The sequence below is a fragment of the Verrucosispora sp. WMMD573 genome (genome assembly GCF_027497175.1).
In the GTDB taxonomy this organism is placed as follows: Bacteria; Actinomycetota; Actinomycetes; order Mycobacteriales; family Micromonosporaceae; genus Micromonospora.
On the sequence record NZ_CP114901.1, the window covers coordinates 3275491 to 3291194 of the forward strand.

The 15704-nt window shown below is 70.8% G+C and carries 4 protein-coding genes; all 4 read left to right on the forward strand.

Annotated features, from left to right (window positions below; genetic code table 11):
- Positions 1–66: 66 nt before the first annotated feature.
- From sbnA to O7601_RS15150, 4 genes are read left to right on the forward strand one after another with little or no spacing between them, the layout of a single operon-like run.
- A complete protein-coding gene (sbnA, locus tag O7601_RS15135) occupies positions 67–1077 on the forward strand; it encodes a 2,3-diaminopropionate biosynthesis protein SbnA (RefSeq protein ID WP_281561774.1) in 1011 nt (336 codons plus the stop codon).
- Positions 1071–2081: a 2,3-diaminopropionate biosynthesis protein SbnB gene (sbnB, locus tag O7601_RS15140; protein ID WP_281561775.1), complete on the forward strand. Its 1011-nt coding sequence runs from the start codon at positions 1071–1073 to the stop codon at positions 2079–2081. Before sbnA ends, sbnB begins: the two co-directional genes overlap by 7 nt.
- On the forward strand, positions 2078–8545 hold the full coding sequence (locus O7601_RS15145; RefSeq protein WP_281561776.1) for a non-ribosomal peptide synthetase: 6468 nt from the start codon (positions 2078–2080) through the stop codon (positions 8543–8545). Before sbnB ends, O7601_RS15145 begins: the two co-directional genes overlap by 4 nt.
- The gene (locus tag O7601_RS15150) at positions 8542–15702 is read left to right on the forward strand and encodes a non-ribosomal peptide synthetase (RefSeq protein ID WP_281561777.1); all 7161 of its coding nucleotides are present in this window, start codon (positions 8542–8544) and stop codon (positions 15700–15702) included. The genes O7601_RS15145 and O7601_RS15150 overlap by 4 nt, the downstream gene beginning before the upstream one ends.
- Positions 15703–15704: the final 2 nt, after the last annotated feature.

A 15704-nucleotide genomic window follows, 5' to 3' on the forward strand; every position in this document is an offset into this window, starting at 1 on the left:
TCCCGCTGGTGCGGAGGAATCTCGTAGTAGGCGCATCGCGGCGGATGCAATTCGAGGAGCGGCTCTATGACCGAACAAACCCCCACCGGGTCAGGAGTGCTGGCGACCATCGGAGCGACACCGATCGTCGAGCTGGTGAAGCTCGACCCCGAGAGTCCGTTCAGGACGTTCGCTAAGTTGGAGTCGCACAATCCAGGCGGCAGTATCAAGGACCGCTCGGCGCTGGAGATGCTGCGAGAACGCATACGCGACGGGCGGCTCGTACCCGGACGATCGGTGGTGATCGAGTCCAGTTCCGGAAATCTAGGAATCGGGCTCGCGCAGGTCTGCGGGTACTACGGAATTCGCTTCATCTGTGTGGTCGACCCGCGCACCAACAAGGACAACATCGCCATCATGCGGGCGCTCGGCGCGCAGGTCGAGGTGGTCACCGATGTTGACCCGGCCACCGGAGAGTACCTGCCCGTTCGCATCCGTCGGGTGCGTGAACTCGTCGCGACGATCGATCACGCCTACTGCCCGGACCAGTATTCGAACCCGCTCAACCCGCAGGCGCACCGTACGACCGTACGAGAGATCGTGCGGGCCCTGCCGGAAGTCGACTACCTGTTCTGCGCCACGAGTTCCTGCGGCACCCTGCGGGGGTGCGCCGAATACATCCGGACGCACCAACTGCCGGTGACCATCGTGGCGGTGGACGCCCTGGGCAGCGCGATATTCGGCCCAGCGGTCGGGTGGCGGATGATTCCCGGCCACGGCGCATCGGTGCGTCCGAAGCTGTACCGCAACGACCTGGCTGACGTCGTGGTCCGGGTCGACGATCTCGACGCGATTGTGGCGTGCCGCCGATTGGCCGCCCGTGAGGCGATTCTCGTCGGTGGCTCGTCGGGTGCGGTCGTGGCGGGCCTGGATCAGATGCGCGATCAGATCCGACCCGGGGCCACCTGCGCGATGGTCTTTCCCGACCGCGGTGAGCGGTACCTCGACACCATTTACGACGACGACTGGGTCATGCGGTACTTCGGCGACGTGTCGCACCTGTGGACCAAGCCCGACCTGGAGGCGGCGCCATGTTGATTCTGGGAGCAGGCGAGGTCCGTGCCGTCCTCGACGGGGGCGAGCACGACGTGGTGTCCGCGGTGGAGGCGGCGTACCGGTCGCACGCGACGGGCCGTACGCGGGTACCGCAGTCGGTCTTTCTCCGCTTCCCCGACGGAGAGCGCGAGCGGATCATCGCGCTACCGGCCTATCTGGGCGGTGCGACGCCGACCTGCGGGGTGAAGTGGGTGTCCTCCTTCCCCGGCAACCTCGACCGGGGGATGCACCGGGCGTCGGCCGTGATGATCCTGAACTCGGTGCACACCGGCGTACCGGAGGCGATCCTCGAAGCGTCGGCGATCTCGGCCGGGCGGACGGCCGCGAGCGCCGCCCTGGCCGCGTCCACGCTCTCCTCGTCCAGCCCGGAATCCGCGGTGACGCTCGTCGGCTGCGGCCCGATCAACTTCGAGGTGCTGAGGTATCTGCTCACCGTGCTGCCGACGCTGGACACGGTGACCCTGTACGACCTCAGCGCCGAACGGGCGCACTCCTTCGCCGCCGAGGCCCGGTCCGCCTGGCCGACGTTGAAGATCGACGTGGCCGAGCACCCGGCCGACGCCATGGCCCGCCACAAACTGGTCTGCCTGGCGACGACGGCGAGCGCCCCGCACCTGGGTACCGAACACTGCCGCCCGGGGACGCTGGTGCTGCACCTGTCCCTGCGTGACCTCACCACCGAATCGATCCGCGCCAGCGTCAACATCGTCGATGACGCGGACCACGTGTGCCGGGCCGCGACCTCGCTGGACCTGGCCCAACAGGAAGCTGGCCACCGCGACTTCATCGCCGCCTCGCTCGGCGAGGTCCTGGTGGCCGGCGAGCGGTACGTCAGAAGCGACGACGCCGTGACGGTGTTCTCCCCGTTCGGACTCGGCTGCCTGGATCTGGCGGTGGCCGACCTGGTCCGACGTTCGGCGTCGGCCCGCAGCCTGGGCACCACATTGGACGACTTCCTACCGACGAAGCAGCAGGTGTGCGCATGACTGACATCCTCGAAACCGACAATCAGCTTCGACTGTCGTTCGAACAGGAGCAGCTGTGGTTCCTCGACCAGGTGCGGTCCGGCACCCAGGAGTACCTGTTGCACTGGGGATTCCGACTGCGCGGGCCGCTGAACCGGGGGGCGCTGACCGCCGCCTGCACTGACATCGCCGGCCGGCACGAGATTCTGCGTACCCGCTACGCCACGGTCGACGGGCAACCGGTGCAGATCATCGACGAGCCGGCGGCGGCCGACCTCACGGTGGTCGACCTCACCGGGTACTCCGCCGCCGAACAGGACCGACGGGTACGGGAGATCGGCGAGGCGGCGGTCACCACGCCGATCGACCTGCGCGAATCGGCCCCCTGGCGGCTCACCCTCGTGCAGCTGTCCCCCACTGACGCGATCTTGGTGATCGTGGTGCATCACATCGCCTTCGACGGCCCGTCGCTGGGCATCCTCGCCCGCGAACTGGGCGTGCTCTACGCGGCCCACGCCGCCAGCGAGCAGTCGCCGCTGGAGCCGCTTGACCTTCAGTACGCCGATTTCGCCGACTGGCAGCGGAGCCGGTGGGACGCGAACGACGCGGCGTTCGTCCGGCACCTGAACTACTGGCGTGAACGACTGGCCGGGCTGCCGTCACTGGAACTGCCCACGGACCGGCAGCGCCCCGCCACCTGGGAGCCGGCCGGCGACGTGGTGGCGTTCGCCGTGCCGGCCCCGTTGGCGGCCCGGCTCAGTTCCCTGGGACGCACCGCCCGGGCGACCCCGTTCATGGTGTTTCTGGCCGCCTACCAGCTCCTGATCAGCCGTTACGCGGACCAGCTCGACTTCGGTGTCGGGGTGTCGACAAGCGGGCGGAACCGGGTCGAGCTGGAGCCGGTGATCGGCTCCCTCGCGCAGACGGTGGTGCTGCGGACCGATCTGTCCGGCGACCCCACCTTCGTCGAGCTGCTCGGCCGGGTCCGCGAGACGGCCCTGGACGCCTTCGAGCACAAGGACGTACCCCTGCAACGCCTGGCCGCCGAACTGTCCCCGGACCGCGGCCTGTCCCGCAACCCGCTCTTCCAGGTCGGGTTCGCGGTCCTCAACGGCCAGGGCGAGCCGCTGAGTCTGCCCGGCATCGAGGTCGACTGGGTGCCGACCCCGGTACGCAGTGCCACCTTCGACATGTCGATGCAGATGACCGAGGAGCCGGACGGTTCCTGGGTCGGCCGGATCACCTATCCGACCGCGCTGTTCGACCGGACCCGGATCGAGCGGATCGCCGACAACTACCTGGCGCTCCTGGAGAAGCTGGCGGCGGCCCCGGACACACCGCTGCGCGAGGTGCCGACGGTGACGGCCGTGGAACAGCGGCAACTGCTCGGCTGGTGCCCCGCACGGCGCGGCGCGACCGACGCGCTGTTGCCGGAGCTGTTCCGGGCGCAGGCCGACGCCACGCCGGACGCGGTGGCCGTGGTCTGTGGGGACGTCGAGCTGACCTATGCCCAGCTGAGGTCCCGGGCGGACGGCCTGGCCGGCTTCCTGCACACCCGGGGAGTCGGCGCGGAAACCGCCGTCGGTGTCGCCCTGCACCGCGGTACCGATCTCGTGGTGGCGCTGCTCGGTACGCTCACCGCCGGCGCGGTCTACGTCCCGCTCGCACCCGACCTGCCTGACGAGCGGCTCGAATTCATGATCGACAACGCGGGTGTCGAACTGGTGCTCACCGACACGGCCCTGCGGCAGCGGATTCCTCAGCAGTCCCCGGTGGTGGTGCTCGACGAGCAGTGGGACGACATCGCTCGCGCCACACCACTACCGTCACCGGTGGCGCTCGACGCCGCGAACGCCGCCTACGTCATGTACACGTCCGGGTCCACCGGTCGCCCCAAGGGCGTCGTGATCAGCCACGACGGGATCCGGAACCGGGTGCTGTGGGCGGTGGACGAGTTCCGGCTCACCAGTGCCGACCGGGTCCTGCAGAAGACGACCATCGGGTTCGACGCGTCGATGTGGGAGTTCCTGGCACCGCTGGTGTCCGGCGGTTGTGTGGTGATGGCGCCGCCGGCCGCGCACCGCGACACCGCCGTGATGGTCGGTGCGCTCGCCGCGTACCGGATCACGGTGGTGCAACTCGTCCCGTCCGTGTTGCGCACCGTGGTCGAGGAGCCGGAGCTGGCCGCCTGCGACGCGCTGCGGCTGGTGTGCTCGGCCGGCGAGCCGCTGCCGACCGAACTGTGCGAGCGCCTGCTCGGCGTGCGGGAGGTGGAGCTGTACAACACCTACGGCCCGACCGAATCCTCGATCGACGTGACCGCGTGGCGCTACCGGCGGGGCGGCACCGACGGTACGGTTCCGATCGGTGCCGCGCTGCCCGGCGTCGACCTGTACGTGGTGGACTGCGCCGGCCGGCTCGCGCCCATCGGCGTACCCGGCGAGTTGCGTATCGGCGGTGTCGGCCTCGCCCGTGGTTACGCCGGGCGCGGCGACCTCACCGCCGAACGGTTCACCCCGAACCCCTTCGCCACCCGGCCCGGCCAGCGGTGGTACCACACCGGAGACCTGGCCAGATGGCGTGACGACGGGGTCCTGGAGTTCCTCGGCCGCCTCGACGCGCAGGTCAAGGTGCGGGGGGTGCGCGTCGAACCGGGCGAGGTGGAGGCCGCGCTCCGGTCGCACCCGTCGGTCGCGGCGGTCGTGGTCACCTCCTACCGGTCCGTCAGCGGTGACCTGGAGCTCGCGGGCTACGTGGTGCCGGCCGCCGGGGCGACTGTGGAAACCGACGAGCTGTCCGGATTCCTCGGCGCCCGGCTTCCCGCCGCGATGGTCCCCGCCAGCATCGTCCCGCTGGCCGCGCTCCCGTCGCTGCCCAACGGAAAGGTCGACCGTTCGGCGCTGCCGGCCCCCGGCACCCGCCCACCCGGCGACGACCCGGATCACGTCGCGCCCGACGACGTGGCACCCGACCACGTCGCCCCCCGGACGGAGACCGAGCGGGCCGTCGCCACGCTCATGAGTGAGCTGACCGGGGTCGAGCGGATCGGCGTGTCCGACGACTTCTTCACGCTGGGCGGGCACTCGCTGCTGGCGATCCGGCTCGCGCACCGGTTGCGCCGCAGGTTCGGGCTGGAGCTGACGGTGGCCACCCTGTTCGAAGGACGGACCGTGGAGCGGGTCGCCGCGGCGATCGACGCGGACACGACACCCGACAGCGAGCCGCAGATCGTGCCCGTACCCCGTGATAGCGCCCTGCCGACCTCCTTCGGCCAGCAACGACTGTGGTTCCTGGACCAGCTCGAACCGGGCAGCGCGGAATACCTGATCCCGATGGTGTACCACCTCACCGGAAAGCTCGACACCGCGACGCTGCGCCGCGCGGTGGAGCAGGTCAGCGCCCGGCACGAGGTGCTGCGCACCCGGTACGTCGGGGACAGCGGTGTCCCGCGGCAACTCGTGGATCCACCCGGCCCGGTGCCCTTCGACGTGGTGGATCTGACCGGCACCGCGGATGCCGCGCAGCGCGCCAGGACGATCATCGAAGCGGCGAGCGCCCGTCCGTTCGATCTCACCCACGAGCGTCCGCTGCGGGTCACGGTGGTGCACACGGCGGTCGACGAACACCTGGTCGCGCTGACCCTGCACCACATCGCTTTCGACAACTGGTCGCTGGGCATCTTCCTGCGTGAGCTGAACGAGGCGTACGCGGCGGAACTCGCCGGTGCCCCCTGGTCGACGCAGCCACTCCCGGTGCAGTACGCCGACTTCGCCGCCTGGCAACGCGACCGGCAGGCCGACGGCACCATCGGCAACCAGATCGAGCATTGGCGAAGCCGGCTCACCGGACTCGTGCCGGTCGAGCTGGCCCCCGACCGGCCCCGCCAGCCCGGGCGTGACCTGCGCGGCGAGCTGCTGATCGTCGATATTCCACAGGCCACCGGAGCAGCAGTACGCGAACTGGGCAACCAGACCGGCGCAACCTTGTTCATGGTGCTGCTGGCCGCGTTCGACGTGCTGCTGAGCCGCCACACCGGCCGCACCGACATCGCGATCGGCACCCCGGTCGCCGGTCGGACGCGGCCGGAGACCGAGGACCTGATCGGCTTCTTCGTCAACAACCTCGTGGTCCGGTCCGACCTGAGCGGGAACCCGACCTTCCTCGACCTGGTCGACCGGGTCCGCCGGACCGCCCTGGAGGCGTTCGCCAACCAGGAGGTGCCGTTCGAGCACCTCGTCGACGCCCTGCAACCGGACCGCGACCTGTCCCGCAACCCGCTGTTCCAGATCATGTTCGAGGTTCAGCACACCGGTGCCGGCAACGCGGCGTCCACCCTCGCCGGGTGCACCGCGACCGGCCTGGACAGCGGCCTCTCGGTGGCCAAGTTCGACCTCACCCTGTCCGTCATGGAGCAGCCGGACGGCCGGCTGGAGTGCTGGTTCGAGTACGCCACGGCGCTGTTCGACCGCGCGACGATCGAACGCCTCGCCGGCCAGTACCTACGTCTGCTGGGCGGCGTCACCGCCGACCCGCAGGCCCGGATCAGCGAGCTGGAACTGCTGTCGGTCGACGAACGCCACACGATCGTGCGCCGATGGGCGGACCCCGACGCGGACAAACTGGACCTGCTCGACCCGCCCGGCGAACGGCACCTGTCGGTGCCGGAGCTGTTCGAACAGTGGGTGGCCCGGACCCCGGACGCGACCGCCGTGGTGTTCGGCGCCGACCGGCTCGGCTACGCCGAGCTGAACGCCCGGGCCAACGAGCTGGCGCACCGGCTTCGTGCGATGGGTGTCGGCCCGGAGGTCGTCGTCGGCTCCTGCCTTCAGCGCGGGATCGCACCGGTCGTGGTGCTGCTGGCCGTGCTCAAGGCCGGCGGGGTGTACGTGCCGTTCGACCCGGAACATCCGCCGGAGCGGCTGCGCTACATGCTCGCCGACGCCGGGGCGCAGCTGGTGGTGACCAGCGGCAAGTTCGCCGACCGGTTCGCCGGGCACGACCGCCCGGTGCTGATCGTCGAAGACGGGGATCGGGCGAGCGGCCGGCCGGTGACCGATCCGGCACCGGTGACGGTTCCGGACAACCTCGCGTACATCATCTACACGTCCGGGTCGACCGGCCGTCCCAAGGGCGTGATGATCTCGCACCGGGCGTACGCGCACCACTGCCGGGTGATTGCCGACTACTACGGCATCCGCTCCGGCGAGCGGGTCGTGCAGCTGTCGGCGCTCACCTTCGACGTCGCCATGGACCAGATCGGCGCCACCCTGGCCACCGGGGCCACGATCGTGGTGAGCGACCCGGTCTTCTGGACGCCGAACGAGTTGCCGGCCAAGCTCGCGCAGTACGGCGTGACGATCATGGAGATCACCCCGGCGTACTACCGGGAGATGATGGAGTCCGGCGTGGACCAGCTCGCCGGGCTGAAGCTGATCAACATCAGCTCGGACGTGGTGACCGTGGCCGACGCCCAACGCTGGGCGGCGGGCGGCCTGCCCGGCCGATTCCTGTGCACGTACGGGCCGACCGAGGCGACCGTCACCTGCATGCTCAACCCGGTCTCCGGTGACCTCGCCGACGAGCGCAGCACGGCAACCCTGCACATCGGCCGCGCTGCCGCCGGCACGCAGGTGTACGTGCTCGACGCGGAGCAGCGTCCGCTCCCGGTCGGGGTACCCGGCGAGCTGTACCTCGGCGGCGTGCGCCTGGCCCGCGGGTATCACGACCGGCCCGAGCTGACCGCGGAGCGGTTCGTGCCCGACCCGTTCGCCACCGAACCGGGAGCGCGCCTCTACCGCACCGGGGACCTGGTCCGGCTCCGGCCGGACGGCAACGTCGACTTCCTCGGCCGCCTCGACACCCAGGTGAAGATCCGCGGTTTCCGGATCGAACTCGCCGAGATCGAAGCCGTGTTGGCCAGGCATCCCGCGGTGCCCGCGGCCGCCGTCGTCGCGAGGGACGTCGGGCCCGGCGACAAGCGGCTCGTCGCCTACCTGGAGTGGTCCCACGACACCGGCCCCGACCTCGACGAGCTGCGGGCGTACCTACGGGAGTCACTGCCCTCGTACATGATCCCGTCGGCCTGGGTCACCGTCGCGGCCCTGCCACTGACACCGAGCAAGAAGGTCGACCGGGCGGCGCTGCCGGATCCGAAACCGTCCGAGATCGATGGCGCCCGCGGCTACGTGGCGCCGCGGGATCCGGCGGAGGAGACCATCGCCGGGATCTGGTCGGACATTCTCGGCGTCGAGCGGGTCGGCGTCGATGACGACTTCTTCGGACTCGGTGGGCACTCGTTGCTGGCCACCAGAGTCCTGGCCCGGCTGCGGGCGGCCTTCGCCGTGGAGGTCCCGCTGCGCTGCCTGTTCGAGGCGACCACCGTGGCCGAGCTGGCGGTGGTGGTGAGCGACCTGATCACGGCGGAACTCGACGAGTTGACCGACGCCCAGATGAGTGAACTGCTTTCCCAGGATGGTGCCCTGTGACTGAGACAATCGATCGAGCCGGTCTGCGCGCGGAACTGCTCCGGCGCAGGCTCGTAGGTGCCGGGACCGCCGCGCCGGACGAGGGGATCATCCGGGTCTCGCGGGAGACGCCGCCCGCGTTGTCGTTCGCGCAGCGCCGGCTGTGGATTCTCGACCAGGTCCGGCCGGGCGGCACGGAGTATCTGGCCAGCGCCGGCCTGCGTCTGTTCGGGCCGCTGGAGCCCGGCGCCCTGCGGGCGGCGCTGGACGCGATCGTGGCCAGGCACGAGGTGCTGCGCACCCGCTATGTGGTGGTCGACGGTGAACCGGGTCAGGTGATCGACCCTCCGCAGCCGGCCAACCTGCACGAGGTGGACCTGCGGGGCCTCGACCCCGCCGCGCGGGACGAGCGGATCGCCGGCTGGATGACCCACGACCGGGCACCCGTCGACCTGGCGGCCGGCCCGGTGCTGACCGCGACCCTGGCGCGGCTGGCCGACGAGGAGCACGCGCTGGTGCTGACCCTGCACCACATCGCCTTCGACGGTTGGTCCGAGCAGGTGCTGTGGCGTGAGCTCGACCGGTTGTACTCAGCCGCGCTGACCGGCGGGCCGTCCCCGCTGGCGCCACTACCGGTGCAGTACGCGGACTTCGCCGCGTGGCAGCGCGATGCGATGTCCGGTGCCAAGCTGGATCGTCAGCTCGACTACTGGCGGCAGGCGTTGGCCGGCGCGAGCGCGGTGGAACTTCCGCTCGACCGGCCCCGCCCGCAGGTCCGGGACAGCGCCTGCGACCTGGTGCCGTTCACGGTGTCCGCGCCGGACGCCCGAGCCCTGCACGAACTCGCCCGTCAGTCCGGCGCGACGCCGTTCATGGTGCTGATGGCCGTGTACGCGATCACGCTGGGCCGGTTCGGTCGGAGCAACGACATCACGATCGGCACCCCGGTGGCCTGTCGTGATCGGGCCGAGGTGCAGGACCTGATCGGGCTGTTCCTCAACACGCTGGTGCTGCGCACCGACCTGTCCGGCGACCCTTCCTTCCGGGAGGTGCTCCGGCGGGTGAAGGAGATGGCGCTCGGCGCGTACGCCCACCAGGAACTCCCGTTCGAGCGGTTGGTCGACGAGCTGGCCCCGGTGCGCGACGCGTCCCGGACCCCACTGTTCTCGACCATGTTCCTGTGGGCCGGCGGAGACGCCACGGCTCGCCGGGTCGGCGAACTGCGCGCCGAGGAGCTGCCGGTCGGCGAGAGCGACGCCAAGTTCGACCTGACCCTGGTGGTCGTCGACCAGCCCGACGACACCCTCAGCGGCTTTCTGAACTACGCCACCGCGCTGTTCGACCGGGACACCGTCGAGCGGTTCGCGAGCCACTTCACCACTCTCATCGGCAGCATCGCGGCCACGCCGGACGCACCGATCAGCCGGCTGGTCGAGTCTCCACCGGCGGAGCGGGAGCTGGTGGTGCGGACGTGGAACGAGACCGAGGTGGCGTACCCGGCCGGCACCCTGCCGGAGCTGTTCGCGCGGCAGGTGGCCCGGACCCCGGACGCCGTCGCCCTCCGCTTCGCAGGCGAGGATGTCTCCTACGCCGAGCTGGACCGGCGGGCCGACCGGCTGGCGCGGCACCTGGTCGACGCGGGCGTCGGGCCGGAGTCGATCGTCGGGGTGTGTCGCCGACGCGGCGTCGGGCTGGTGGTCGCCCTGCTGGCGATCCAGAAGGCCGGCGGCGCCTACCTGCCGCTGGACCCGGACCACCCGGCCGAGCGCCGGGACTACATGTGCGCCGACGCCGGCGTCACCATCGTGCTCACCGACACCGAACCGGCCAGCACCGACGGCGGGTCGGCACCGGCGAGCACGACCCCGGCGGGGCCGGACCATCCGGCGTACGTGATCTACACGTCGGGCTCGACCGGCCGGCCCAAGGGCGTGGTGGTCACCCACCGTGCGATCGTCAACCGGCTGCGCTGGATGCAGGACGCGTACCGGCTGGACGACTCCGACCGGGTGCTCCAGAAGACCCCGTACAGCTTCGACGTCTCGGTGTGGGAGTTCTTCTGGCCGCTGATCACCGGGGCCACGCTGGTGATCGCCCGACCCGACGGCCACCGCGACCCGCACTACCTGGCCGAGCTGATCACCACCGAACAGGTCACCACCCTGCATTTCGTACCGTCGATGCTGCGGGTCTTCCTGGCCGAGTCGTTCGGGCCGCTGCCGTCGGTGCGCCGGATGATCTGTAGCGGCGAGGCGCTCCCCGCCGACCTGGTCGCCGCCGTCCACGAGCGGATCGGCTGCGAGCTGCACAACCTGTACGGACCGACCGAGGCGGCCGTCGACGTCACGGCGGTGCGGTGCACCACCGGGACGCCGGTCACCATCGGACGGCCGATCGCCAACACGCGCACCTACATCGTCGACGAGAACCTGCGACCGGTTCCCATCGGCGTGCCGGGTGAGTTGCTGCTGGGCGGCGTGCAGCTGGCCCGCGGCTACCTCAGCCGGCCGGGGCTCACGGCGCAGCGGTTCGTTCCCGACCCGTTCGGAGAGTCCGGCGGGGGAGGGCGGCTGTACCGCACCGGTGACCTCGCGCGGTACCTGCCGGACGGCCGGATCGACTACCTCGGCCGGCTCGACGACCAGGTGAAGATCCGTGGGCACCGGGTTGAACTCGGCGAGATCGAGGCGGTGGCGGCGGAGCACCCGGGCGTGTCGGCGGTCGCCGTCGCGGTGCACGACGGTCAGCTCGTCGGCTACCTCGTCGCCCGGGACCCGGAAGCCGGCGTCGAGGTGAGCGACGTGGCGTCGTTCCTGCGCGGTCGACTGCCCGAGGCGATGGTTCCGAGCCACTGGCAGCTGCTGCCCGCGCTGCCCCTGACCACCAGCGGCAAGACCGACAGGCGCGCGCTGCCGGCGCCGACGCCTGGCCGCGGCTGGGCGGCCGGAGCGTACGTCGCCCCCCGCACCGAGGCCGAAGGCGTCGTCGCCGAGGCGCTCGCGGCGGCGCTGGGCATCGAACGGATCGGTGTGCACGACCGGTTCTTCGACGTCGGGGGTGACTCGATCCGGGCCATCCGGGCGATCGGAACCCTGCGCCGGGGCGGGCTGAACCTGTCGGTGCAGGACATCTTCACGCACCAGACCCCGGCGCAGCTGGCGACCCTCGCCGACCGCCCGACGACCGGTGCGGACGAGCCGCCGGTCGGCCCGTTCGAGCAACTCGACCCGACCGACCGTGACCGACTTCCCGACGGCCTGGTGGACGCCTACCCGATGGGTCAGGTGCAGGCCGGCATGGTGTACGAGATGCTGGTCAACGGCTCGCACCCGGCCTACCAGAACGTCACCAGCTTCGACATCGCCGACGACGGCCCGTTCTCGCTGGCCGCGTTGCGGCAGGCCGCGCAATGGCTGGTCGACCGGCACGAGATCCTGCGCACCACGTTCCACCCGTCCGGCTACACCGAGCCGATGCAGCTCGTCCACGCCGAGGCGCGGGTCGAGGTCGGCTTCGACGATCTGCGTGGGCTGCCGGAGACCGACCAGCAGGACATCCTGGAGCGGTACCGGGAGACGATGAAGCTGTCGGCGCTGCCCATCGATCACGCCCCGCAACTGCGTTGGCACGTGCACCGCATCGGAGAGCAGACGTGGGTGCTCACCCACACCGAGTGCCACGCCATCCTGGACGGCTGGAGCCACCACTCCCTCATCGCCGAGCTGCGGGACACCTACCGGGCAATCCGGGACGCGGACCCCGATGCGCTCAAGCCCCCGCCCCCGGGGCGGTACGCCGACTTCGTCAGGTTGGAACGACGATCGCTGTCGGCCGGGCCGGACGAACAGTTCTGGCGCAGCCGGGTCGGCGAGTACGACCGGATCGCGTTGCCGGCGGACACCGCCCCGGCCGGCCACGGCGCGGTGCCGGAGCTGCGGATGTCCTGGCGGCATCTCGAACCGGGGCTGCGTGAGCTGGCCGCGCGCACGCAGACCTCGCTCAAGGCCGTGCTGCACACCGCGCACCTCGCAATGATCGGTGTCATCACCGGCCAGCGGCGGTTCTTCAGCGGTCTGGTCGTCAACGGCCGGCCCGAACTGCTGCGCGGCGACGAGGTGATGGGCATGTACCTCAACACCGTGCCGTTCGCGGTGGACCTGCGTACGCCCCGTTGGCGCGACCTCGTGCGCGCCGTGTTCGCCGAGGAACTCGCCGTCTGGCCGCACCGGCGCTACCCGATCCCCGCGATGCAGCGCGCCTGGGGCGCCGGTACGCCGCTGATCAGCAGCATTTTCTCCTACCTCGACTTCCACGTGCTCGACGCGCAGCAGGACGTGTTCGGCACGGTCGTCGACGACAGCCCCAACGAGTTCACCCTGGTCACGTTGACCTTCCCGGGTGAGCTGCGACTGGAGTGCCGGGCCGGCTGGGCGACCCAGGAGCGGCTGACCGCCCTGGGCGAGACCTACCTCGAACTGCTCACCGCGATGATCGCCGACGACGGCGCGAGCCCGGTGGACCTCAGCTCGACCCCGGCACACCGGTTCACCGAGCCGCAGCAGGACTGGCCCGCCCTGCCCGAGGCGTGCGTCACCGACCTGTTCAGGGCCCAGGCGCAGGCTCGGCCGGACGCCGTCGCACTTGAGTGCGGCGATTCGCGCCTGACCTACGGAGAGCTCGACGTGCGGGCCAACCAGCTGGCGTGGGCGCTTCGGGAGCACGGTGTCGGCCTGGAATCGCCGGTCGCGGTCTGCATGGACCGTGGCACGGACACGGTGGTCGCGCTGCTCGGCATTCTCAAGGCCGGCGGCTGCTACCTGCCGCTCGACCCCAAGTATCCGGACGGCCGCATCGAGTACCTCCTCGACGACTCCGGCGCCCGGATCCTGGTGAGCGGGCCGAACCACGCCCACCGTTTCGCGGCCCGTGCCGGACTGACCACGCTGAACCTGGGCTCCGACTGGTGGTCGGACGGCAGCCGGCCGACCACCGCGCCACAGGTGACGCTGTCACCGGAGAACCTCGCCTACCTCACGTACACGTCGGGGTCCACCGGACGTCCGAAGGGCGTGCTGGTCCCGCACCGCGGCGTCGTACGGCTGGTGCACGGCCAGGAGTACGCGCAACTGGACGCCGACCAGGTCATGCTCCAGGCCGGCACGCTCGCCTTCGACGCGTCGACGTTCGAGGTCTGGGGCGCGCTGTGCAACGGGGCGCGGCTGGTCGTCTCCCCGGAGACACCGACCGCGGACGAGCTCGACGAGATCCTGCGCCGGCACGGGGTGACAGTGCTGTGCCTGCCCACCGGTCTGTTCAACACCATGATGGACGTCCGGCCGCAGGCACTGGCCGGGGTGCGGGAAGTGGTGGTCGGTGGTGAGGTGCTGCCGCCGCTGCAGGTGCGCAAGGCGATGGAGCACGGCGTGCTGGTCAGCAACGGGTACGGCCCGACCGAAAGCACCACCTTCGCCACCGTCCACCCGCGGATCCCGCTGCCGGCGATCACCGATGTCATTCCGATCGGTAAGCCGATCAACCACACTTACGTGCACGTCGTCGACGAGAACCTCGACCCGGTCCCGTTCGGCGTGCCGGGCGAGCTGCTGCTGGGTGGTCCGGGCGTCGCGCGCGGATACCAGAGCCGTCCGGACCTGACCGCCGAACGCTTCGTACCGGACCCGTCCGGGCACGCGCCGGGGAACCGGCTCTACCGCACCGGTGACATGGTCCGCCAGGACCCGGACGGCACCATCCACTTCATCGGGCGGCGCGACCACCAGGTGAAGATCCGTGGGCACCGCGTCGAGTTGGGCGAGGTGGAGGCCGCGATCGCCGAGCTGCCGACGGTGCGGGCCGCCGCGGCGGCGGCGTACCAGGGCGTGGACGGCATCAAGCAGCTCGTCGGGTACGTCGTGCTCGACGAGGACGGCGCGGCCGACCCCGCCCGGCTCGGTGACGTGATGCGCAGCAGAGTGCCCGGCTTCCTGGTCCCGACGGCCTGGGTACGCCTGGACCGGCTCCCGCTCAACAACAACGGCAAGCTCGACCGGGCCGCGCTGCCCCGGCCGGCGGTGGGAACGTCGGTACGGGAATACAGCGCGCCGCGTACCCCCACCGAGCTGGCGGTCGCCGAGGTCTGGACCGAGGTCTTCCACCTGCCCCGGGTCGGCCGCGACGACGACTTCTTCGACCTCGGCGGGCACTCGCTGCTGACCCTGCGGGCGATCGCGATGCTGCGGGACCGGCACGGCATCTCCACGACCGTTCGAACCTTCGTCGAGCACCGCACGCTCGCGGCGCTGGCCGCGTCGATCGACGGCGAGCGGCAGCCCACGACGGCGCTGCTCTGGCTGCGCCGGACCGGCGACCAGCCCCCACTGGTGTGCGTGCACCCCGGCGGCGGCAGCGCGCACTGGTACCGGCGACTGGCCGAACACCTCGATCCGAATCTGCCGGTGGTCGCCTTCGAATGGCCGGGTCCCGACCCCTCGACCGGCTCGGTGCCGTCCACGGAGGAGATGGCGGTCCGCTACCTCGCGGAATTGCGGGAGGCGGTCCCGCAGGGGCCGTACCGGATCTTCAGCTGGTGTGGCGGCAGCGGAGTGAGCAGCGAGATGGCCAGCCGGCTGATGGCCGAAGGTGAGGAGGTCACCTTCATCCTGCTCGATCCGGGCCAGGACGCCTGGCAGAAGGAGCACCTCTGGTCGGAGTACGCGCTGATCAAGCAGTGTGTGACGAACCTGGAGCGGCTCGACGCGGCGCCGCCGGACGAGGACACCTCGGTGCTCCGGCAGGAGACGCTGGCCCTGCTCGAACACATCGTCGACGACATCGTCGGCAACGACGGCATCACGCTGCCCGAGCGCGGCGCGGGAACGATGTGGCTGCCCGCCGCGCGGATGTGGGAGGAGGTGATGGAGATGGTGCTGTCCTACCGGGACCGCCCGTACGCCGGTCACCTGGACCTGATCGTCAGCGACGAGTTGGCGCAGGGTGAGCACGAGGTCGTCAGCTCCGGCCAGAGCTTCAGCGACTACCTCCAACGGTGGCGCGAACGAACCGCCGGGCTGGGGGTGCACCGGGCTAAGGGTGAGCACTTCTCGGTCATGAAGGAGTACGTGGCGGACCTCGCCGGCATCCTGACGGGGCTGATCGACAAGCCGGCCGGGCGACGGTGAAC